Genomic DNA, 22,950 nt, shown 5'->3' with positions numbered 1-22,950 from the left:
TCGGTGGTTCAGGAAATAACATAACCACGACGGACACAATGGACACGACGGCCGGCTACTGGGGCGATGTTTGTCCCAATGACAGGCCGTCGTGTCCTTCGTGCCCGTCGTGGTGAATATTAATCGGCTTCACGGTTCAATCTTGATCGCGCAACTGCGCTAGGACCTCCGGTAACGGGTACTCGACGATCGGCAGGCCCGACTTCACCACCTCTCGTAATCGCCGCCATCCGCGGGTGACGAGCTCTTCGCGCTGGCGGACGTAGTCGGGGTCGAGTTCGCGTTTGTCGAAGGGGCCCTCGCAGACGACCGGCGCAAACTTCTCGTCCACGATGTACTGCGCCAGCGACGGATTGCAGCGCTGGTGGCGTTCGCGGGTGGTGTGCAGGACCTCGGGGTCGAGCATCCCGATCACGTAGCGCAGGTAGAGGTCCGAGTCGGTGATCGCCCCGACGTCGTCGCCGCAGACCTCGCAAAGGTATCCCTCGTCGCACTTCGCCACGCCGATGGCTCCTGTCGTTTCGTGGATTTCCTAGACAACCATTAGAACGGCGCGACGCTCCGTTCGCGATGGGCTGGGGGATGCTACAATCCGCGGAACGCCGCCCGTCCTTCGCTTGGCAAACCGGGGACGGCGCCGGGCCTACTCGCCGCCCCCGTCGCGCAGATCGCATCGCCCCATGTCCACGGCGGTATTCACCCCGAAGCAGATCGCCCAAGCGCTCGGCGTCAGCGAGTCGTCGGTGAAGCGGTGGGTCGATAGCGGCCGACTGCCGGCGGCGAAGACGGCGGGCGGGCATCGCAAGGTGCCGCTACCGAGCATCGCCAAGTTCATCCGCGAAACGGGCCATCAGCTCGCCGAACCCGCCGTGCTCGGCATGGTGGCGACCTCGCGCGGGGCAGCGCTCGAGTCGGCCGTCGACGAGCTTTTCGCGGCGATGGTGGTGGGCAACGAGCCGGCGTGCCGTGAGTTGGTGCTGTCGTTCTACCAGCGCGGCGAATCGATCGCTGCGCTCGGCGACCGGTTGATTGGCCCGGCGTTTCGGCGCGTCGGCGACGGCTGGGCTGCGGGCACGGTCGCGGTGCATCAAGAGCGGCGCAGCTGCGAGGTCATGATGGCGACGCTGCACGAGCTGCGTCGCTGGCTCGCAGCGCCGGCGGACGACGCGCCGCTCGCGCTAGTGGCGACGCCGTCGCTGGATTTTTCCGAGGCGCCGCCGCGGCTGGTCGAGTTGGCGCTGCTGGCCGAGGGCTGGCTGGTCGAGATGGCGGGCAGCGGCCTGCCGCTTAGCGAGATCGCCGACATTGTCGACAAACGCAAGCCGCTGCTGGCGTGCCTGAGCGTCACGCACCTGGAGAGCGACGCCGACGCGTTCGTCGCCGAGCTCAACGCCATGGCCGAAGCGGCGCCGATGATCGACGGCCGACGCTGTCAGTACGCGGTCGGCGGCACGGCGATCGATGACGACGTCCGATCACGGCTGCGCTGCGGCTTAGTCGGTTCGTCGCTGCAAGAGCTGATCGACTTTCAGCAATCACTCCACGCCAACCATTAACGACGAGAACCTGAATCCATGCCGCCCCCCTCCCCTATCGCGAACCTCGGCCCAGACGCGTCCATTGGCCCTGTCGCGTACATCGGCGTTGGCATCATGGGCGCCGGGATGGCGCGGAACCTGCTCAAGGCGGGGGTGAGCGTCTACGCCGCGAACCGCACCCGAGCGAAAGCCGAAGCCCTCGTTGGTGACGGCGCGAAAGTCGTCGATTCGGCCGCCGAGGCGATCGCTGCCGGTTGCCGGGTGGTGTTCGTCAACGTGCCCGACACGCCCGACGTCGAGGCGGTTCTGTTCGGCGAGACCGGCGTCACGGCGGCCGACGCTTCGCTGGTGAAGGGCCTTGTGGTTGTCGATCATTCGACGATCTGCCCGGTCGCGACCAAGGGGTTCGCCGAACGGCTGGCCGAGCATGGCGCCACGCTGATCGACGCGCCGGTCTCGGGGGGCGACGTGGGCGCGTGCGAAGGGACGCTGTCGATCATGTGCGGCGGCGATCGGGCGGCGTTCGACGCGGTGCGGCCGCTGCTCGAGCACGTCGGCAAACGGATCACGCACCTCGGCCCCGCCGGCAGCGGTCAGGCGTGCAAGGCGTGCAACCAAGTGGCGGTCATCGGCGTGCTGTCGGGCGTGTGCGAGGCACTGGCGCTCGCGAAGGCGAGCGGGCTCGACTTGCAGCAGGTTGTTGAGGTCGTTTCGGCGGGCGCCGGAGGATCGTGGCAACTGGCGAACTTGGGCCCGAAGATCGCCAGCGGTGATCACGCCCCCGGCTTTATGATCGACCTGTTGCTCAAGGACCTGCGGCTGGTGGCCGGCGCCGCGGGGACGCACGACTTGCCGCTGCCGATGACCAAGCTCGTCGAGACGCTCTACCAATCCGCCGCCGCGGCGGGTGCGGGGCGTGAGGGGACGCAGGCCCTGGCGACGGTGTACGAACGGCTGGGCGGCTTTCAGTACAGCGAGTGAAGGCTGGATCGCAGGCGATCAAACCAGCGAGCCCTCCCCCAGGGGAGCGGGGCGCCAGCACTCCGCGGCCGGCCGGATTTTTCCTGATTCTGGCGACATTCCTCTGGGTCGGCGCGAACCGATCGTGTTAGGTTCGACGTACCCGCACTGGCGGAAGCGACCGCAGGACGTGGTTGCCCCGCAATAATCCCACCCGACCCATCTGAGGGTTCTTGAGCATGGAAGCTCTTGTGACACGGCGCCGCGGCGCCACGGCTGTGGCTCTGCTTGTCGCAACCACGATCGTCGCTGCCGCCAACGCGGCGCCGCCGATGCAGAACGTCTCGTTCCAACGCGCGGCCGGCTACCGCACGAAGAACTTCATCGTCCAGGCGCCGACGGCGCAGCTGGCCCGCGAGATCGGCGAGACGGCCGAGGCGTGCCGCGAAAGCCTAGCGATCGAATGGGTCGGCAAGCCGATGCCCAACTGGTCGCAGCCCTGCCCGATCAAGGCGCAGGTCTCGCCGCGGCTCGGCGCCGGCGGGGCGACGACGTTCGTCTTCGACCGCGGTGAGGTCCACAGCTGGGAGATGGAGGTCCAAGGGAGCCGTGAACGCGTGCTCGACTCGGTCTTGCCGCACGAGGTCACGCACACGGTGTTCGCGAGCCACTTCCGCAAGCCGTTGCCGCGGTGGGCGGACGAGGGCGCTTGCACGACGGTCGAGCACCGCAGCGAGATCGCCAAACAAGAGAGCATGCTGATCGACTTCTTGCACAACCGGCAAGGGATCCCCTTCAGCGCAATGTTCGCGATGAAGGAGTACCCCCAAGACATCCTGCCGCTGTACGCCCAGGGGCACTCGCTGACGCAGTACCTGATCGAGAAGCACGGCAAGCAGGCGTTCATGGCTTTCCTCACCGACGGCATGAGCGACGACAACTGGCGCCGCGCCGTGCAGCAGCACTACGGCCACGAGAACCTCTACGCCCTGCAGAACGACTGGCTCGGCTGGGTGAAGGCGGGCCGGCCCGTGCTGAGCAATCCGGGTATCGACACACAGCCGCCCGTCACGCTGGCGTCGGCTAGCGAACCGGTGACGCGGACCCGTGACTTGTCCGAACAACAATTGCCCAGCCGTTCGTCGATTTACGCCCAGCAGCTCGAAGGGGTGAAGCCCGCGCGGACGGCGAGTGTTTATGGGAGCTCGACGGTGATGCGTAAGCCGGCGGAGTGAAGACCGGTCGAGTAAAGGGGCGTCGTGGGATGGTGGGTTGTTAGTGGCGCACCGTGGGCTACCGCCCCCGACGAAGGTCCTCTGCGACGACCAATCTCCAGACTCCCGACCCCTGTCGTCACGAGAGGAACCACTTGGTGACGTGATAGAAGACCGGGGCCGCGAAGCAGAGCGCGTCGGCTCGGTCGAGCACGCCGGGTTGGCCCTCGGTGAGGGCGCCGTAGTCCTGGACGCGGCGGTCGCGTTTGACGGCCGACAGGGTCATGGCGCCGGCGAAGCCCATCACCGCCACCAAGAGCGACGCCACCGCGGCTTGCCACAGTGTCTCGAAGGGCGTGGCGCCCACCGAGTGCAGCGCCGCCCCCACCAAGGCGATCGTCGCCGACGACCCTAGGAAACCCTCCCAGGTGCGGCTCTGGTTGATCGCCGGTGCGATCACGTGCCGGCCGTAGAGCCGGCTCCAGGCGAACTGCACCGCCTCGGAGAGCAGCGACAGCAGCACGAGTAGGAATAGCAGCCGGGCGTTCTTGCTGTACGTCAATCCCTCGGCTTCGAGGAACAACAGCGCCGGCGCATAGCTCAGGTTGTAGACGCAGATCAACAGGCCGACCTGGATCTTGGCGACTCGTTCGAGGAATCGCTTCGGGTCGCCGGCAATCGCGATCCGCGTTGGGATGAACACCAACGCAAAAACCGGAATCATCACCGCGAACGCGTCATACGCGTTGTAGGCGACCAGCACGTACTGCAGCGGCAGGAAGAAGAAGAAGACCCAAAACAACGCACGGTGGTCCGAGTGCCGGGTAGGGGTCAGCGTGATGAACTCGCGCAGGCTGGCGAAGCTGATCAGCCCGAACAACACGACGGTGATGGTCGGGCTCAACAGCGCGATCGCCAGCAGGGTACAGATCACCCACCAGCTGCGCACGCGGCGGTTGAAGGCTTCGATGGCCGCGGGGTTGAGCCCCCACTGCGGTTGGCGCCCGAGGCCCCAACCCACGAAGGTCGCCATCCCCAACAGGACGACGACGACCGCGGCGAACGCCCAGTTGGTGAGGTGAGGCATCGGGGGAGGGGATAGGGGTTAGGGGCGAGGGGTCAGGGATTGCGTTAGTGGCCCTGTCCTCTGGCCCCTGGTCCCTCACCCCTCCAATCTCATTCGTCATCCCCCGGCGCGAGTCGCAAGACGGCTTGTCTTGCTCGGGCCAGGAAGTCGGTTTTGGATTCGTCTTGTTCGAGCCAGATCGGCGGGCCGAAGGTCACCGTCGCCAACAGCGGGATCGGCAGGTACTCGTCGCGCGGCAAGACGCGGTGCATGTTGTGGAGGTGGACCGGGACCAACTCGATGTCGGGCCGTTTCTTGCCCAGGTAGTAGAGCCCGCTCTTGAACTCGCCGACGCGCTGGCCGTCGGAGCGGCCCCCTTCGGGGAAGATCACGACCGAGTACTTGTCGCCCATCTCCTTGAGCATCAGGTCGATCGGGCTCTGGTGGACTTTAACGCTCTTGCGGTCGATCAGCATCGCGTTGAACGCCTTCGCCAAATGCGGCCTGAGCCAGCCCTGGCTCCAGTAGTCGTGTGCGGCGACGGGCTTGGTGACGGCCCGGCACTCCGGCGGCAACGCCGTCCGCACCAGCACCATGTCCACGTGGCTGGTGTGATTGGCGAAGTAGACGCGTTGGCACGTGTCCGGCTGGCAGTCGATCCAACGCACCTGCGGCCCGCTGAGCAAGCGCGCGAGGCCCGTGAGGAACCAGTCGGTGAGCGTGAGGGCGAGGGACATCGGCGGCGGATCGGCGGGCGGCGGCCCCGGTGGGGCCAGACCCGCTAGTATGACGCGCAGACAGGGGGACTTCGAGCGGCCGGGGTCGCCCCGTAGGGGTCGGGAAACCGCGGCAGGGGGCAAAAACGGCCTTCCCGAAACATTTCGACCGCAATTCTGCGGCCGTTCTTAGGGCGTTCGACGACGACGCGAGCGCAACCCATTGACGCGCCAATCCGGGCAGGGGTTAATCGTTGCCTAAATCGACTCCTTGGCAACTGACTGAGACCGGCCCCTCCCCGCTGAAACTATGTACTTCCTCGTTGCGGCAATCTTCATCCTGGGATACTTCGCCATTGTCTTCGAGCACCAGCTCGGCATCGACAAGGCGGCCGCGGCCCTAGTGACGGGCGTCCTCTGCTGGACGCTGTACATGTTCAGCGGCGTCACGCCCGAGGACGGCCACCACGCCCTGCTAGAGAACTTCTCGGAGATCTCCTCCATCCTGTTCTTCCTGCTGGGGGCGATGACGATCGTCGAGGTCGTCGACGTCCACGGCGGCTTCAACGCGATCACCGACCGCATCCAGACCAAGAGCCTCCGCACGCTGCTGTGGATCGTCGCTTGGTTGTCGTTCTTTCTCTCGGCGGTGCTCGACAACATGACGACCTCGATCGTCATGATCTCGTTGCTACGGAAGCTCATCGCCGATAAAGAGCAGCGGTGGCTATTCGCGGGCGTCGTGATCATCGCCGCCAACGCCGGCGGCGCCTGGTCACCGATCGGCGACGTCACCACGACGATGCTCTGGATCGGCAATCAGATCACCACCGGCGCGATCATCTCGAAGGTCTTCTTCCCCTCGGTGGTGTCGCTCGTCGTGCCGCTCGTGGGACTGTCGATGGTCATGAAAGGCGAGCTCCAACGGCCAAAACGCGCCGACAACACCGAACACACGCCCCCCCTCTCGAAGACCGACACCCTGATGGTGCTCATCGCCGGCGTCGGTGGCCTGCTATTCGTGCCGGTCTTCAAGACCATCACGCACTTGCCGCCATTCATGGGCATGATGCTCAGCCTCGGCGTGCTTTGGCTGTTGGTCGATACGCTCCACCGCCGCAAGACCAGCGATCTCCGTAAGAACCTCGCCATCGCCCATGTGCTCCGTCGGGTGGACGTGCCGAGCGTGCTGTTCTTCCTCGGCATTCTGTTGGCGGTCGCCGCGCTACAGACGGGCGGCCAGCTAAGCGACCTGGCGACCCTGCTCGACCAGTCGGTCGGCACCGAGACCGAGACGGGCGTCCTCATCATCGGCGGTCTGATCGGGGCCCTCTCGTCGATCGTCGACAACGTGCCGCTGGTGGCCGCCGCGATGGGCATGTACCCAATCGACGAGGCCGGCTTCTTCGCCCAGGACGGGCTCTTCTGGGAGTACCTCGCTTACTGTGCCGGCACCGGCGGCAGCATCCTGATCGTCGGCTCCGCGGCGGGCGTCGCTGTGATGGGCCTCGAGAAGATCCCGTTCCTCTGGTACCTGCGGAACGTCTCCGCCCTTGCTCTGGTGAGCTACCTCAGCGGCATCTCGGTTTACGTAATCATGCACGGCTTCTGGGGCGTCGCCGCTCCGTAGCGAGCCGAAACGCGCCGGTTCCCGCAACCTCTCGGACGGCCCTCGGGAAGGGACCCCCAGGCATCGATCCTAAGGGCCCTAGCGGGCCCATTTAGCGGCTCCCAGCCTCCCCTTTGGATCTCCGTCGGGTCAACGCTGCAGAGCCGCCTAGGGGCCTCTATGAGCCTCACAGAGCACACTATTTCCCCCAAGGTTTCGGGGCTTTACGCTTGCTTTTGGCCGCGCTGTTTCACCGGAAATGGACGGGTCGCGCGACCGTGGCGAGATGTCCTCCGCGGCTCGATTCGCAAGCGGCGCCGAAGGCCCTCACACGGCGAGCGCGACCTTCTCGGCCGGCGCCGTTCGTTCCGTGACTTGCACCTCGCGCCCCGTCTTCTGGCGGTACAGCTCGGCGATCAATCGCTCGTAACCGCCGACCATAACGTCGAGCGACGAGCGTTCGACCACACGTACGCGGCCCGCTTCGCCCAGCTCTTGCGCGAGCAGCGGCTCGTTGAGCAACTCAATAACACGGTCAGCCAGCAGCCGCTTGTCGCCGGCCGGGACGAGGTAGCCCGTCTGGCCTTCGATAACCGACTCGCCAACCGAGCCGACGTTGGTCGCCACCACCGGCAGGCCGCAACTCATCGCTTCGAGAATTGAGACCGGGTTCGCCTCGTTGTGCGACGTGAGCGTCAGCACGTCGAGCGCCGCCAACACGGCCGGCACGTCGTCGCGATTGCCGAGCATCCGCAGCGGCGACGCTTCGGGGTCGAGCGGGTCGTAGAGACCGAGCATCGTCGCCGTCTCTTCGATATGGCGCCGCTCGGGGCCGTCGCCAATGACGATGAACTTCGCCTCGGGCACGGCGTGGAGGACGCGGCTCGCGGCGGCGAGGAACAGGTCGTGGTTCTTCTCCGGGCGCAGCGCCGCAAGGATTCCCACCAGCGGTGTGGTTGGTCCTACGCCCAGTTCGTCGCGGATCGCCATGGCGTGCGGCGTGGGGGTGAAGCGCTCGGTATCGACGCCGTTGGGGATGACGCGGACCTTCGACGCGGGGAACTTCTCAAAGTCCACCAGGAACCGGCCGTGCGGCTCGGCGACGGCGATGAAGGCGTCGGTGATCGAGGTGAGCATCCGGTTGAGGCGACCAACGCCATCGGGCCAGCCCGTGCTGTGCAGCGCCGCGGCGACGACCGGCACGCCGGCCGCCCGCGCGGCAAGCCGTCCCCAGAACATCTTGTCGCCCGCGCCGACGGTGACGACCGCGCCAATGCTGCGGTGACGCATCAGCGCCGTCAGCCGCGGCAAGACCCGCAGGTCGAACTTGCCGGACAGCAGGTTGTAATGAACCGGCACCCCCTCTTCGGCGAGCCGGTCGCCAAGCGGTCCGCGCTGCTTGAGGCAGACCAGCTCCGGCGCGAACGCTTCGCGGTCCATCCGCCGCACCAGATTCACCAGCAGCGTCTCGGCGCCCCCGACCGGCATGCTGGTCTGGACGAAGAGGACGGGCAGCGGGGAGGCGACGCGGAGCATGCGAAAGGGGAAGGCGGAAGGCGGAAACGGGAGAATCCGTGGGCGGCCGATTAGGGGCTCGTCCCAAGTCTTGTGGTGAAGCGGCTCAGGCGTTCTAGCGCTGTCGCGGTGATTTGTTGGCGTTCGTGCGGCGTTAAGAGCCAGCCGCGGGCGATCGCGAGCACGAGGATCGCTAGGGCGCCGATGGCGGCAGGAACTGGTCCGAGGATCAGCAATGCGGGGGTTAACATCGCCAGGATAGTGCCACGGTGCAGTTGCATCCCCGTGCGGTGATTGACGTAGAGCTGGCCGAGCAGAGTCAGCAGCGTCGCGGCTGCGGTGGCGATGACGGCGCCGAGCAGCCCCAGGGGCGGCAGCAGGATCAGGTTGAGGATCACGTTGACCACGAGGCCGGCGACAAGCGGCGGCGTCGCGCGGTGCGACTTCTCCGCACACCACACGTACTGCTGCGCGACTAGTAGCAACGAGAACCACACGCAGTTGGCCATCGTCCACGGCAGCACGGCGAGGCCCGTATCGTACTTGTCGCCGAACGCCAAACGGAACAGCACCGGGCAGACCGTCAGCAGTACGACGCCGGCGGCGAGCATCGTCATGGTCGCTAACTTGAGGATCAGATTCAGTCGGCCCGACACCGCGTCGCGGCGGCCGGCCTCCCAGTCGTGGCTCAGGTGCGGCGTCATCGCCCCCACCAAGAGGTTCGCGAACGAGATCAGCAGCACCGGCACGATGTTGCTGGTGTGGTAGTTGCCGACTTGGGCGAGGGCCTCGTCGGTGTCGAAGCCGGCGAAGTGGATGATCATGTAGCGGTCGATCACGCCGTAGACGTTCGTCAGCAGGTTGGTGACCCACACCCACACCGCGAACCGCATCAGCGGCGGCCAGAACTCGCTATGGGCGACAGGGTCGCCGGCGTCGTCCGAACGGTCCACGCGCAGCGCCGCCCACGTCAGCACGCCGACGATCGACAGCAGGCAGGCAATGCCGTAGCCGAGCACGACGCTCGCCGTCACGTCGCGCCAGAACGCTAATAGCGATAGCGAGACGAGGGCGAACGACATGCTCTGCGTGAAGTGCATCGCCGAGACTACGCGGAACATCCGCAGCCCCGCGAACACCGCTTCGAGGAAGTGGTGCAAGATCACCGTCGCCAAGCAGCAGAGCACGCCGAGCATCAAGCCAGCGCGGTCGGCGCCGCCAAAGACCAGCTGCGCCATGTCGGCGCGACGCCACGCCATGACGGCGATCGTCGCGCCGGCGAGTGTGAACGTCCAGAATGTCGTTCTGCGCAGGAACAGCCACAGCTGCCCGCGTTGGCGGTAGCGTTCGAGATAACGACCAAACGACCCCGGCAGCCCGAGCACCGCCAGCGGCGCCGCGAGCAGCAGGAAGCTGTACGCCATCTCCCAGTGGCCCAGCTCTTCCGGGTCCATCCAGCGACAGAACAGCACGGCCCGGCCAAAGCCAACGCTGCGCTGCACCAGGTTAACGACAAGCACCAGGACGATGCTCGACAAGAGCGTCTCGGGGCTGAGCCCGATGCGTTGTCGCCGCTGCCGCTCTTTGACGACCGACTCAGCCACGACAGGCCTCCATCGGCAGCGTCGCTTCCTGATCGGCGTTGTCGCTCGAGAGGTAGGCGTCGTCGTTGATCGGATCGATAGCCAGCAGCTTCCGCGGGTCGAACGTCATCCAGTTCGCGAACCGCACCCATTCGGCATCGGCATGGATGCGTCGCAGATGGAACGGTCCCCACTCCTTCGAGACTTGCTCCGGCAGATTGTAGGCGCCGTAAGCCGAGCAGACGACACGGACGCCCGCCTCACGGGCGACCCGCATCGCTTCGGGAGTGAGGTTGTCGGTCTGGCCATAGGGGAACGCGAACGATTGCGGCCGGCGGCCGGTCCACTGCTCGATGTCTTCGATCGATCCGACGATCTCGTCGCGAAGCCATTCGGGATCGGTGCACTTGCCGAGGTCGGCGTGAGTCCGCGTATGCGCGCCAACATCAACGCCGGCGTCGGCCATCGCGCGGAGCTCGGTGATCGTGTTCGGCCGCAAACGCTGGCCCGCTTCGAGGTCGTGCGGGAACGCTGTTTGGTCGCGGATGATCCGCGTCGAGACGAAGTAGGTGAACGGTATCCGGCGCTTCAAGAGCAGCGGGATCGCGGCTTCGCAGTTCTCGCCGTAACCGTCGTCGAACGTGATCGCCACGGCGGGGCGGCGGCTCTTGCCGTCGGCGAGGCGGCGCTGCGCCTCGCTGAGCGACACGAAATCGAACCGCTTCGCGAGCCAGTTCAACTGCCGACGGAACTCCGCAACCGGCAGCGTCCACTCGTTGGGGTAAGTGTCCGCGATACGGTGGTAGAACAACACGCCCACCGGCGCCCGTCCTGCTTCTGCCAACTGCCGAACCGAGCGCATCCGCAGCGACGCGGTGGCGCCCTGGTAGAGACTCAGCAGCGAGCGGCGAAGCATGTTCATAGGCATCGGGGGGGCTCCTCGCTTCGGCGCAGGTTTTCCGGTCGCCCGGCAACCGGGGCGAGCGTCCGCAACTCTGCCTTGCGGGGCGCGATTAGCAAGCGAGCCCCGTGGAAAGTCCAAGGCGTTGCCCCGCCACCCCTTGTGTTGCGTTTTGGCAACGCGCGCCTACGCCGCGCTACATCCCGTCGAGCCCTCGTTACCCGGCCAGACGACGCCAGAACCCGGGGTTCTCGGCGTTTCCCCGCAGCGGGCGCGCCGTCCGGCACTAAGGTTGCTCAATAGGTCCGCGCGATCTCCCGTGCGCCCCACTTGCTAGACGCCCATGCCTACCGACAACGCAACCCTGACGCCCGCCCGACTGGTGCAGTTGTTCCAAACGCACCGCACGCTGCTCGTCGCCCCGGCGATCGCGGGCGCCGTGCTCGCCGCGCTGAGCACGTTCGTCCTGCCGCGCGATTGGAAGGCCGTTCAAGGCCTCGTCATCCGCAGCGACGCCGCCGGCTACACCGAGCAACGCCTCGGCAAGTTCACCGACTTGTCGGAGATGAAGACCGTCCAAGAGACGCTGCTCGAGCTGGCCCGCAGCCAGAGCGTCGTTACGGCGGTGCTGACCGAGGTGCTCGGCCAAGAGCCCTCGCGCCAAGACATCGCCGACTTCCGCGACAAGCTGCGCCTCACGCCCCCCGGCGGCGCCGAGTTCGGCAAGACCGAGGTCTTCTATATCGGCGTGCTCAACCCCAACCGCGACCTCGCCATCGCCCTGGTGAAGGCGCTGACGCGGCAACTCGATCTGCGACTCAACGAACTGCGTGACGAACGCGCCGGCAGCATGGTCGCCGAAGTCGAACGCTCGGTCGACATCGCCCGCCAGCAGCTGCACCTCCAGGCCGAAAGGCTGGCGGCGTACGAGGGGGGCATCGGCGCCGACCTCATCGAATTGCGTCACCTCACCAGTCCCGGCGGTGGGCAGAGCGAACTCAGCCAGAAGGTCCTGGCGATCGACGCCGACCGCCGCCGGTACGCCGAGCGCCGCTCGCAGAACGAAGCGTTGCTCGCCGAACTACAAGAGGCCAAGAACGACCCGAAACGGTTGCTCGCCACGCCCGACGCGTTACTCAACAGCCAACCCGCGCTGCGGCGGCTGAAGAACGGCCTGGTGGACGCCCAGCTCGCCGTCGCCCGCACCGCCGGCACGCGGACGATGGACCACCCGCTGGTGGTCTCGGCCCGTCACGCCCAAGAGGCCGTGCAGCGCGAGCTCGTCCTTGAACTGCCCACGGCGATCGCCGGCGTTGAACTCGAGCTCGAAGTCGCCGAGCGCCGCGAGGCGGAGCTCGCCTCGCAGATCGAAACGCTCCGCGCCCGTTCGGCAAGCCTGGCGTCGCAACGCTCGCAGTACGCCGAGCTCGTCGCCACCGTCGAGGGCCAAACCGCGGTGCTCGAGAAGTCGCTCAAGCAACTCGCCGACGCCAAAGCCGCCCTCGCCGGCGCCAACTCGTCGAGTCTGCTCGCGCCGATCGATAGCGTCGATACGGGCGCTCACCCCGTCGGCGCCGGCCGCACCACGGTAACAGCCGCCGGCGGCTTAGCGGGGCTGCTGCTCGGCGCCACGCTGGTCTTCGTCCTCTACGCCCCGCGCCCCGAGCCAGCGCCGGCCACCGTCAACCGCACGGCGGCGACATCCCCCGCGGCTGCCGCGAGACCGAACCCCACGTCCACGACCAACGGCCGTGTCACCCCCGCCGCCGCCCCGGCCCCCGATCCGCGGACGCGTCGCGAAGCGCTTCCCCTCACGACCGTCTCGACCATCGTGACCCCGCAGGTCCGCAGCCTCGGCGCTTGAAGCAACATCGGCAGAGGTGGTCCCCGTTTCGCCGCGGCTTCCGCCCGCGATTGAGGCCGAGGGAGGGCGCCCGACTTAGGTTTGAAAAACGCTCGGCGATCGTCGGGCGACTACTCGTCTCACTACTCGTTCGATGCTCGTCCCTGCGCTACTCGCCGGCCTGGCGGTCGCTCTGCTGTTGGCAGCGCGGGCGCCGAAGCTATCGGTCGTCACTCAGGTCGTGGGCGTTGTCCTCGTGGGTTACGTGCTCGGCTACGACTTCTGGCACGCCGACGCCGGACCGATCCCGCTGACGCTCGAGCGTCTGGCGCTCGTCGCCGTCGTTGGTCTGGCGGCGTGGCGGCTCTGGGTCGGCCAGGCGCCCCGTCCCGTGCCGATCGGCCTCGACTGGTCGATCGCCCTGTTGTGCGGCTACCTGACGATCAGCTGCCTGCTCAACAAACCCGGTGATAGCGTCGAGCTGCCCACGTCACCACTCTTCCGCTTAGTCGTTAGCTTCTGGGCGCCGGCGGCGCTGTACGCGGTGCTGCGGACCTCGGTGATCGACGGCCCCGCCGCGCGGTGGCTGATGACGCTTTTGGCGTGCCTGGGCGTTTATCTCGGCGTCACGGCGTTGCTCGAAACCGCCGGCGTCTGGTCACTCGTCTTCCCGAAGTATATCGCCAACCCCGAACTCGGCCTCCACTTCGGCCGCGCCCGCGGCCCGGCGCTCAACTCGGTGAGCCTCGGCGTCCATCTCGTCGTCTGCTGCACCGCGGCGTGGCTGCTCATCCCTCGCGCCAGCCGCCCGATGCAGCTCTTCTGGTTCGGAGCCTGTGGGTTGATGGCGTTGGGAGTCGTACTCACGTTCACACGCTCGACGTGGCTTGGGCTGATGGGCGCGGTGCTCGTGGTGACGTGCTTGCAACTGCCACGGGTGTGGCGGAAGCCGGCGTTCGTCACGGCGAGCGTCCTCGGCGTGTTGTTACTCGTCGTCGGCAAAGACGCCATCGTCGAATTGAAACGCGAAGACTCCGGCGCTGTCTCGGCCCACTCGGTCCAGCAGCGTGAGGCGTTCGCGTACGTCTCTGCGCAGATGTTTAAGGACACGCCGCTGTGGGGGGTGGGCTTCGGCCGTTTCTACGACAAGAAGCTGCCGTACCTCACCGACCGCCGGCAGTCTTTCGAGCTCGAATCGATCCGCCCGCTGCACCACCACAACACGCTGCTCGGCCTCTTGGTCGAGACCGGCATGCTCGGCCTCTTCGCCTTCCTGGCGGTGCTCGCCGGCATGGCTTGGGTCGGTTGGCGCCTCGCGCACGACATGACGCTGTCGTCCGACTGCAACCGTCTCGGCCTGTTGTGCCTCGGCGCGGTGGTGAATTACCTGCCGTCCGCATTGTTCCACGACTTGTCGCTGATCCACAGCGAGCAATGGCTGCTCTTCACCGTCGCCGGCGCCGCTACGGGGTGTTGGCTCAACGCCGACCGCTCGGCGATTGAATCCGACGACGCCCTCCCCTTCCCGTCTGTCGCCGACGCCCCGCCCCAACAAGCCGTCGCCTAACACGGCGGCACACTCCTCCTCTCCGCTCAGTTCTCTCTCAACAGTGAACTCCATGATCTCCGAAGCAACTAGCGATGACGGCGCGAAGGATAGGGTCAAGCTGTTCGGTATGACGATCGATCGACTGAACCTTTATCAAGCGACCCAGCGCGTACTCGACTGGGCGCTCGATGATTCGTTCGACGGTCCGTGCCGTTACATCGTAACTCCGAACCTCGACCACGCCGTCATGTACCAGCACGACGCCGCGCTGCGCGACGCGTACCGTGACGCCGCGATGGTCGTCGCCGACGGCGCGCCGCTGGTGGCGGTATCGGGGCTGTTCGGCAAGAAGCTTCCCGAGCGCGTCGCCGGCAGCGACCTCGCGCCGGGCCTGATCGCCGCCGCCGACGCCGCCTCGCACGAAGGCGAGCGTCGCGTGCGCGTCTTCCTGCTCGGCGCCGGCCCCGGCGTCGCCGACCGCGCGGCGTTCCGCATCGGCCAGCAGTGGCCGGGCGTCGATCCCGTTGGCACGTACTGTCCGCCGCTCGGCTTCGAGAAGGACAACGCCGAGTGCGAACGAATCCTCGCCCTGATCGCCGAAGCCAAGCCCGACGTATTGCTCGTGGGGCTCGGCGCGCCGAAGCAAGAGCTGTGGGTCAGCCGCTTCCATCAGCGAATTGAAGCGAAAGTGGCGTTGTGCGTCGGCGCGACGATCGATTTTCTTGCCGGCGAGAAACGCCGCTCGCCGCGGTGGATGCAACGCTGCGGTCTCGAATGGGCCCACCGCCTCGCCAGCGAACCGCGCCGCCTCGCCGGCCGTTACGCCCGTGATGCTTGGGAGTTTCCCCGTCTGGTGTGGGGTGAGTACCGGCGGAGCTATTCGGTGGGTCGCTCCGGGAGCTGACGCTTCCCGGCTCGCATGAAGCGAGTACCGTGTGGCGAAATCGTTTGAGCTGCCTGCGAGCCGGGAAGCGTCAGCTCCCGGAGTGCGCCAGGATCAACGTCCCACGGCCTGATCGCTTGCGCCCCGATCGGCTAGACTCCCCCGCATGGAAGCGATCCCCACTATCGTCGTCGCCATCGACGGCCTCCGCGCGTCGGCTCTCGGCGCGTACGGCCAAACTGCCTACGAGACGCCGGCGTTCGACGCTCTCGCCGCCGAGGCGTGCACTTACGAGTGGGTGTACGCGCGGACGCCCGACCCCGCCGATTTCTACGCCGCGTTGGCGCGGCAGGTGACGGCGGAGGGTTCGGTGCTCGTCACGAACGACGCATCAACGACGGCGCCGATCAGCCAGCGTTTCGGAAAGGTGGTCGAGATCGACCCGATCAACTTTGGTGAAGTAGCGGCAAGGATCGAAGACACCCAAACGGCGGCGAGTTGGGCGGCGATGATCGAGCCGATCTTCGACGCCAAGGAAGCCGGCGCGCGTCTCATCTGGCTGCATGCACGTGGGCTTTACGGCCCCTGGGAGGCGCCTGCGGAACTCATGGCGCCTCTGATCGATGACGATGATCCGCAGGTCGTTCCCTCGGTCACACGGCCCGACTTGCATTCCGATGACGACGACGAGCGTTTCTCCGCTTCGTGTCGCTACGCCGCGGAAGTGATGACTCTCGACCCAAGCGTTGGTGGATGCCTCGAGCTGATCGAAGGCCTCTACGAAGGCGAAGACTATCGGCTCATTGTCTTCGGTCTGCGTGGTTTTCCGCTCGGCGAGCACGGCCGCATCGGCGGCGTCGATACGCGGCTCTACAGCGAGCAGCAGCACGTGCCGCTCCTGGTGCGTGAGCCCGACCTCAACTCCCGCTTCGCTCGCTCGGCGAAGGCGACGACGCTCGACGCGGCTGTTGGCGCCCTGCTAGCACGGGCTAAGCCGGCGAGCGGCGTGGTTATCCTAGACTCGCCAGGTTCGCGCGCTGTGCTTGCTGGCGAGTGGATGCTGAGGGCGCCAGCTGACAACGCCGAAGCCGCTGAACTCTATGTCAAACCCGACGATCGTTGGGAGCAGAACGACGTGGCGTCGCTGCAAGAAGAGGTCGTCGCCGAGTTGCTAGCGTTGCAGAAAAATCCCGCCGAATCCGGCGTGGCCCCGCCGGGCGGCGACTCCTAAACTCCGCGGCTATTGCCGACTGACCCCCTCACCGCTTGGGCAAGGAAGTCCGATGCGGTCCGCACCTCGCACGGACAGCAACGCCGCGTCGCGCAAGCGACGTCGCCAACGCCGACACGCCCCCTGGGGCGTGCGTGGGGTCGCGGTATGCCTTCTCTTGGCGTGTTCGATCGCCTCGGCCGGCGAGCCTTTCGTCGCCCGATTCCGTGTCGAGATCGACTCCCCGAAACCCGTCGCTTGGCGTGGCGAGTTGTCGGTCACCGGCGGATCGCTGGAACAGCTACAGCCGCTCAGCCTTGATCCCACTGCCGCCGCCGGGTCGTCACTCGACAAGGGCCGTGTAAGGCTCCATCACCGCAGTGCCATGGCGCGCGACGTCTTCGACGTCACGGTCCGAGCGACAGACGAAGACGCTCTCCAGCTCAAGCTCGCCGACAGCGATTCCGTGGCGGCAACGATTCCTCTCACCCAAGCCCGCATCGCCACGCCCGCGACACGGCTCACCGTGCCGCTTGGCGAGAGCGGGGCCTCCGTCACGCTGTCGCGACTGCCAGCCGATCGCATCCGCCTGGAAGCGCCGCGCGAGTCGTTTGTGTTCCAACCAAGCGAGCGATTTGCGTGCGACGTGTCGCTCGAACCCGAAGGGCTTCAGCCCGGCGATGAGTTCGAGTTCGTCGCCGCTTTATCGCGCGGCCGCAGCGGCGCCGAGGTGTGGCGAAGCGAACCGTCACGCGTTGCGGTCGGACCAACGGGCGTCGCGAAGTCGTTAGTCGAACTAACGCTGCCAACAACCGAAGGCGTTTACCGATTGACGCTGACCGCTAAGAAGCCCGCCGGGTTCCGCACGAAGTTCCTGCCTACATCCCCACTGCTCAACAACTCTGACTCACCGCTCGCGCAGCGGACAGTGCAACTCGCCGTCTTCGACCCACAGCGTCGGCCGTTGCGGCCAGGCGACTGGCTAGAAGCCTACGCCTTCGACCCGCGGTCCGTCGGCTGGGCCGATCGGCTGCCCGAGCGGATGCGTTGGCGGCGGCTGCCATGGTTCGCGGCGGGGCCACGCAGTAGCGAGGAGGGCGTCGATGCGCCGCGCGACGGCGCCATCGAGATCGCTCCCAGCCCGGGTGACGGCCGCGTCCATTGGCGTGCTTACCCACTGTCCGTTGACCAACCGGGCGGGACGTACGCCGTCGAGGTCGAGACGCTCGGCGCGCCGGGTGACATGCTGACCATCGCCGTACTCGAACCCGACGCCCTCGGTGACCTGCGGCCCGTTAGCGGCGTCGTCACGCACGTCACGCCACGCTGGAATCGCGATGGCGATTCCTCGCCGGCAAAACTACTCATCCGACCACGGACGAACTCGCCTCTGCTGGTGCTCAGCAATCCGAGTGAAGAGACCGTCGCTAGATTTGGCAGAGTCCGGCTCCTGAAGTCGCGGGGTATCGAATCGCCAACACCTGCGACTGAGCGTCTTGCAACCGGACGTATCATCGCGCTCGACTGGCCAGAGGCCAACTTGTCGCATGCCCTCGGCGCCAGCCACGTGCGGAGTGAATTGGGCGCGTTCGAACAGCCCGACCTCGTCACCTACTGGGAGACCGCGACCGCGTTGGCGGACCGCGTCCAAGCCGCCGGCGCCAGCGCCGCCGCCGTTCCCGTCAACCAGTCCGGCGGGGCTCTTTACCCAAGCCGATTGTGGACCACGCCCCGCTACGACCTCGGCGTCTGGTCCGACGGCTCCGCCGACACTCCGCGGCGTGAGCTCCTGCACCTGATTGCGCTGGAACTCGATCGCCGTGGCTTACAACTATTGCCCGTGTTGAGATTCGACGCTCCAACTCCGATTATTGAGCACCGGAATGGCTCGTACGACGCCGCAGGGAGCGACGCCGCGGTCGCTCGGAGACTCGCGGTCGAAGAGGTACTGGACACTGTTGGCAAACGCGATGTCATCGCTGGCGTCGCTATCCGCCTCACGCCCGGCAGCTGGGCGCTTCGTCACCCCTCGGCAGCAGATTCCGTCGAAGGGATCGATCCGCTTGTCGCCGCTTACGACGAGCTGGCCCGCGCCGCCTCGGACATGGTGGGAAGGCCGCTGCCCCTCGTGATTCTCTCCAGTGAGTTGACGACTGCGCCCGAAGTGTCTCGACATTTACTCCCGAAGCTTGGGGCTTCAGCCGATGGAGCGAGCGCGTACATCGCTAAGAGTGGATTGACGTCTGTCGCCAGCGACTCAACGGCGACGATCGTCTCGGCCCCCTTCGGCGCAGTCGCGCCGGAGGCCCGACAACGCGGCGACTTGGCGACCGACATCGTGCTAACGGGGTTACGTCGATCCCTGCCAGCTGAGGTTGGCCGTGTCGCCCGATCGCTCCGCACGAGCAACTTCCCTCTGCGGCTGATCGAATCGGAGAAACGGCTCCGCGGGGCAGGCGGATCGACCCTAGGCGAAATCCTGCTCCCCGCGATCGCCGTAGCGCCAACGGCGGAACCCGCGTTACTCGCGTCGGCAATCGACGACGGCGTGCGAATTGTAACGCTCGACGGCGAAGCCTCGGCCGGCTGGCTCGACAACGCCGCTATCGAACGCCGGCAACTCTATGCATCGATCCCCGCCCTCCCGGCGCCCGAAAGCCAGATAGCCGCCGACCTCGCAACGTCCCGCGACATCAACGCTTACGCATACGATATCCGCGATAGTGGTTCCCTGGCGATCGTTACTAACCAATCGGCTTGGTCTCGTCGCGCCCAAGTCACCATCCAGACGCCGCAGCGCCTACGTGGGCTTGCGGTTAATCCAACGAGTCTCGCCACGCCACTTGCAGTGGCCGGCCAGTGGTTCGACGCAGGTGAGCATGTGCTCGACCTCGAGCTTGCGCCCTACCAAAGCGCCGCGTGGCGCTTCGCCGCAAGCGGGGTGCGCGTCACCGGCGTACGCGTCGATCCCGAACCAGCGGCGCTGCGTGAACTCGCCGAAGGGCTCGCCGATTTGCAGAGCCGAGATACGACGAAGCGACGTCCGTTCGCGCGTGTATTGAATCCGTCGTTCGAGGAGCGACAGACCGGCGTCGATGACGGATCCCAGCCCGTCGGTTGGCGTCTTGGCGAGGGCGCTTCGGTTGACTCCACCGTCGCCGCCGATGGCGCCACCTCGGTGCGGATGCAGGCGACAGCTAATCAGCCCGCGACCTTGAGCAGCGAAACGTTCGCGGCGCCTTCCACGGGTCAACTTGCCCTCGGGCTGCGGGTGCTTCCCCACGAGCTACAACCGGGCTGCGAGCTGCGGATCGAACTCGAGCAAGTCGATGGCCCCTATAGGAATCACGCCCGGGCGGCTTCGGATCGCCTTTCGCCCCCAACCGGAGACGCATCCACTTCCGCCAAGTGGTTGCCGATTGTGTTTCCGATGGATGACTTGCCGCTCGGCACTCCCGGCGAGATGCGGCTGCGGTTCACTCTGGTAGGCGATGGTGAGCTCAGCATCGACGACTTGCGGCCCGAAGACCTCGTCTTGCCGCTCGACGGGCAAGGCGGCATCGACATGCGCGCCGAGCGATTCGCGATCGTCCGGTTGCTACAGACCTCGCAGACGCTTCTCGATGAGGGCCGTCTCGAAGCATGCCGCACGCAGCTCGACAGCTACTGGGCTCGCTTCCTCATCGAGAATTATCCCCGACGCGAGGCGTCCTCTACAGTCGTCAATGAGTCCGCGCCGACGAAGCCGCCACAGGATGCGACCCCAGAGGAAGAAGCGACGCCGACGCTGAGCGAACGCCTAAGGGGATACATGCCACGCTGGTGGCGGTAGGCCAAGGCTCGTCGTGGTAGTCTAGCGGGATGACCAAGCGACAGCTCGCCGCCGACCGTATCACCGCTCTGGTATCCGCCTGGTCCGGCACGATCGTGGTGCTGCTCGCCGCCACGTGGCGATTGTGGACGCCGTTGCGCGGCACGCCACGCCTCGCGCCGCTGGAAGCTGTTGAAGCGATCCCGCCGGCGATTGATTTCGCGCTACTTGCGCTACTCGCCTACGGCTTGCTGCGGACGCTCCGTGCAGCATTCACAAGCGAGCTTAAGGCGAGCCCCCGATGTCAATCGGGGGTGGAAACTCAGTACCCAGTTCACACCCACGATCTATATCGTGGGTTCGCCATCAATCGTTTGGGCGTTCTCATCGCGACGGTCGCACTAACCGCTCTGATGCTCCTCGACCAACTGCGTTGGCAGCCCTGGGCGTACAACGCGGTGATCGTGGGAGTCATCCTGTCGAACTCTGCCTCGACGCAAGCCTTCCGCTTGTTACGGATCGTCGCCATCGCCGTTTATGCGTACTCTTCCATCGCGAAGCTCGACGTCGAGTTTGCCTCGACGCTCGGCCAACAGATGCTCGCCGCCGCCGGCCTCGATCTGACGAGTTGGTCGGGCGCCAGTCGCGTTGCGATCGCGCTACTAGTTCCAAGCGTTGAGCTCGCCGTTGCCGCGTTGCTCGCTGCGTCCCTCCGAGTGGATCGACTACGCAAAGTTGCCTGCATCGCCGTAATCGCCATGCACACGGCGACGATCGCGGTGCTCGGGCCTTGGGCGCTGGGACATTCACTCGGCGTGCTGCTTTGGAATGTCGGCTTCGCGGCGCAAACCGTGATCCTCTTCTGGCCAAGGGCCGACGAGAGTAGCGAGCGCGTAACCCGATCATCACGCTTCGCAATAGCCGCTTGCGGCTTAGCGGTGCTCGCCCCCGCCTTGACCCCTCTGGGCCTCTGGGACCAATGGCCCGGCTGGGCCCTCTACGCCCCCCGCGGCGAACGAGCGACGCTCTTCATCCATACCGGCTCCGTTGAGCGACTGCCCAAGTCACTCAAGCCCCACATCGAAGAGTCGAGCGAGGGGCCTTGGCGTCGCGTCCGCCTCAACGAGTGGGCGCTCGCCGAGACCGGCGCGCCGATCTACCCACAGAACCGCATCGTCGCTGCGATCGCCATGGGACTGTTGGAACGCTATCCGCTTACGGGTCGGGTCCGCGTTATCGAAGAGTCGGCCGCGTCACCGCTAAGCCGCAAGCGGCGAGTCGCGGAGCACACTGGAACGCCCGCCATCGCCAATGCCGCCAACCTCATCGGCTTGCAACCGGGAATCACGTGGACCAAATAACGCCCTGCCCGCTTTCGAACCACAGATTCCACGATGAGCCGGCGGCAACTCCATCCGTGCTATCCGAGGTTCATTCAACTGTCGCCAATTCAGGCGTCGTCGCCAGCGGGTTCGGCTCTTCAACCGCTGGATGCACGCCCGGCAGGTCCTCGGCGTACCAGCGGTCGAGCACGGTGCGCCACTGGCCGGCGCCTTTGACTTTCACGAAGTCGGCCCGCACTTCGAGATGCTGCGGGTGGAGCTGCGCGTACTTGATCGCGAACTTCCGCATGTCGGGCACGCAACGCTCAGCGCCGTAGAGCTCTTCCGCCAACCGGTAGTGTTCGGCAATCACGTCGCGCTGCTCGTGCAGCGACGGCGGGTCGGGGAGCGGCCGACCGGCGGCGAGTTCGGCGGCTTGCTGGAAGACCCACGGGTTGCCGATCGCGCCGCGCGCAACCGTCACACCATCGACGCCCGTGTAGGCGATCATGTCGAGACACGCCTGCGCGCTAAACAGGTCGCCGCTGCCGAGCACGACTCGGTCGCCGGCGTGCTGCTTCAGCTCCCGCAAGAAGTCCCACCGCGACGGGCCGATGTAGCGCTGCGTCACCGTGCGGCCGTGCACCGTGACCGCTGCGACCCCAAGCTCGTAGGCACGGTCGAAGATCGTGAAGAACTTGTCACGGCTTTCGGGTGTGTCGTCAACGCCGCGACGCATCTTCACAGTGACGGGCTTCTCCGCCGGAACCGCATCGCGGACGCGCTGGATGATCTCGATCGCCACGTCGGGCTGACTGAGATGGAACCCGCCGCGGCAGCGCCCGAGCACTTTCTTCACGGGGCATCCGAAGTTGATGTCGATCACATCGAAACCCGCGTCCGACAGTCGCTGGGCGGCGGGCCCGAAGTCCTCCGGCTCGGCGCCCATGAGCTGCCCGCCAACGGGGTGCTCTTCGGGCGAGATGTGCAGCAGATGTCGCGTCTTGTTGCGGATCTTGATGTGAACGAGGAACTGGTCCAGCATCACCTCGCACAGCGAGTACGACGCCCCGTGCCGCCGGGCGAGCGTCCGCATCGGCGAGTCGCTGTAGCCCGACAGCGCCGCCTGGACGATTGGGAAGCCGATTTCGAGGTTGCCGATTCTTAGCGGCTTCAGGGGGGTGGGCGCGAGGGTCGTCATACCAGCGATTGTTTTTGCCGTCTCGAAAG

17 protein-coding genes are annotated in these 22,950 nt (G+C 66.3%); 10 read left to right on the top strand and 7 right to left on the bottom strand.

What is annotated here, in order from left to right; genetic code table 11:
- Window positions 1-136: 136 nt before the first annotated feature.
- On the bottom strand, window positions 137-502 hold the full coding sequence (locus tag Spa11_RS07935; RefSeq protein WP_145110452.1) for a hypothetical protein: 366 nt from the start codon (window positions 500-502) through the stop codon (window positions 137-139).
- A 178-nt stretch (window positions 503-680) separates the two neighbouring features.
- On the opposite strand from Spa11_RS07935, the gene Spa11_RS07925 reads away from it, so the two are divergent.
- The 3 genes from Spa11_RS07925 to Spa11_RS07915 all read left to right on the top strand — a co-directional run bounded on the left by Spa11_RS07925 (window position 681) and on the right by Spa11_RS07915 (window position 3,733).
- On the top strand, window positions 681-1,556 hold the full coding sequence (locus tag Spa11_RS07925; protein WP_145110448.1) for a helix-turn-helix domain-containing protein: 876 nt from the start codon (window positions 681-683) through the stop codon (window positions 1,554-1,556).
- Window positions 1,557-1,574: 18 nt separating this feature from the next.
- On the top strand, window positions 1,575-2,519 hold the full coding sequence (locus Spa11_RS07920) for an NAD(P)-dependent oxidoreductase (protein ID WP_145110445.1): 945 nt from the start codon (window positions 1,575-1,577) through the stop codon (window positions 2,517-2,519).
- A 218-nt stretch (window positions 2,520-2,737) separates the two neighbouring features.
- On the top strand, window positions 2,738-3,733 hold the full coding sequence (locus Spa11_RS07915) for a hypothetical protein (protein ID WP_145110442.1): 996 nt from the start codon (window positions 2,738-2,740) through the stop codon (window positions 3,731-3,733).
- Window positions 3,734-3,851: 118 nt separating this feature from the next.
- Here Spa11_RS07915 and Spa11_RS07910 read toward each other — a convergent pair whose 3' ends face one another.
- Together Spa11_RS07910 and Spa11_RS07905 are read right to left on the bottom strand one after the other, a co-directional pair.
- On the bottom strand, window positions 3,852-4,799 hold the full coding sequence (locus Spa11_RS07910; RefSeq protein ID WP_145110439.1) for a phosphatidate cytidylyltransferase: 948 nt from the start codon (window positions 4,797-4,799) through the stop codon (window positions 3,852-3,854).
- An 89-nt stretch (window positions 4,800-4,888) separates the two neighbouring features.
- Window positions 4,889-5,515 (bottom strand): lysophospholipid acyltransferase family protein, encoded by a 627-nt coding sequence (locus tag Spa11_RS07905; RefSeq protein ID WP_145110436.1) that lies wholly within the window; start codon window positions 5,513-5,515, stop codon window positions 4,889-4,891.
- 289 nt (window positions 5,516-5,804) lie between these two features.
- On the opposite strand from Spa11_RS07905, the gene nhaD reads away from it, so the two are divergent.
- Window positions 5,805-7,124 carry a sodium:proton antiporter NhaD gene (gene nhaD / locus Spa11_RS07900; protein WP_145110433.1) on the top strand — a complete coding sequence of 440 codons (1,320 nt, stop codon included), beginning with the start codon at window positions 5,805-5,807 and terminating at the stop codon, window positions 7,122-7,124.
- A gap of 306 nt (window positions 7,125-7,430) precedes the next feature.
- Here the strand turns inward: nhaD and Spa11_RS07895 are convergent, their stop codons facing one another.
- From Spa11_RS07895 to Spa11_RS07885, 3 genes are read right to left on the bottom strand one after another with little or no spacing between them, the layout of a single operon-like run.
- Window positions 7,431-8,639, bottom strand: a complete 1,209-nt coding sequence (locus Spa11_RS07895; protein ID WP_145110430.1) for a glycosyltransferase — start codon at window positions 8,637-8,639, stop codon at window positions 7,431-7,433.
- 50 nt (window positions 8,640-8,689) lie between these two features.
- Window positions 8,690-10,222, bottom strand: coding sequence for a lipopolysaccharide biosynthesis protein (locus Spa11_RS07890; protein ID WP_145110427.1), 1,533 nt, complete (start codon window positions 10,220-10,222; stop codon window positions 8,690-8,692).
- Window positions 10,215-11,129: a polysaccharide deacetylase family protein gene (locus Spa11_RS07885; protein WP_145110424.1), complete on the bottom strand. Its 915-nt coding sequence runs from the start codon at window positions 11,127-11,129 to the stop codon at window positions 10,215-10,217. The genes Spa11_RS07890 and Spa11_RS07885 overlap by 8 nt, the downstream gene beginning before the upstream one ends.
- Window positions 11,130-11,445: 316 nt before the next feature.
- Between Spa11_RS07885 and Spa11_RS07880 the strand changes: the two genes are divergently transcribed.
- The 6 genes from Spa11_RS07880 (at window position 11,446) to Spa11_RS07855 (ending at window position 21,759) form a co-directional block, all read left to right on the top strand.
- Window positions 11,446-12,966, top strand: a complete 1,521-nt coding sequence (locus Spa11_RS07880; RefSeq protein ID WP_145110421.1) for a GumC domain-containing protein — start codon at window positions 11,446-11,448, stop codon at window positions 12,964-12,966.
- A 133-nt stretch (window positions 12,967-13,099) separates the two neighbouring features.
- Window positions 13,100-14,512, top strand: a complete 1,413-nt coding sequence (locus Spa11_RS07875) for an O-antigen ligase family protein (RefSeq protein ID WP_145110417.1) — start codon at window positions 13,100-13,102, stop codon at window positions 14,510-14,512.
- A 52-nt stretch (window positions 14,513-14,564) separates the two neighbouring features.
- Window positions 14,565-15,398, top strand: coding sequence for a WecB/TagA/CpsF family glycosyltransferase (locus Spa11_RS07870; protein WP_145110414.1), 834 nt, complete (start codon window positions 14,565-14,567; stop codon window positions 15,396-15,398).
- A 145-nt stretch (window positions 15,399-15,543) separates the two neighbouring features.
- Window positions 15,544-16,608: an alkaline phosphatase family protein gene (locus Spa11_RS07865; protein WP_145110411.1), complete on the top strand. Its 1,065-nt coding sequence runs from the start codon at window positions 15,544-15,546 to the stop codon at window positions 16,606-16,608.
- Window positions 16,609-16,660: 52 nt separating this feature from the next.
- Complete coding sequence (locus Spa11_RS07860; protein ID WP_145110408.1) at window positions 16,661-20,419, top strand: hypothetical protein; 3,759 nt, start codon at window positions 16,661-16,663, stop codon at window positions 20,417-20,419.
- Between the two features lie 29 nt (window positions 20,420-20,448).
- Window positions 20,449-21,759, top strand: a complete 1,311-nt coding sequence (locus Spa11_RS07855) for a hypothetical protein (protein WP_145110405.1) — start codon at window positions 20,449-20,451, stop codon at window positions 21,757-21,759.
- 70 nt (window positions 21,760-21,829) lie between these two features.
- Here Spa11_RS07855 and Spa11_RS07850 read toward each other — a convergent pair whose 3' ends face one another.
- On the bottom strand, window positions 21,830-22,921 hold the full coding sequence (locus Spa11_RS07850) for a tRNA dihydrouridine synthase (RefSeq protein WP_145110403.1): 1,092 nt from the start codon (window positions 22,919-22,921) through the stop codon (window positions 21,830-21,832).
- Window positions 22,922-22,950 lie beyond the last annotated feature (29 nt).

Source organism: Botrimarina mediterranea (assembly GCF_007753265.1).
In the GTDB taxonomy this organism is placed as follows: domain Bacteria; phylum Planctomycetota; class Planctomycetia; order Pirellulales; family Lacipirellulaceae; genus Botrimarina; species Botrimarina mediterranea.
The sequence above is the reverse complement of the archived record's forward strand: the minus strand, read 5'-3'. Positions and strand labels throughout refer to the sequence as shown.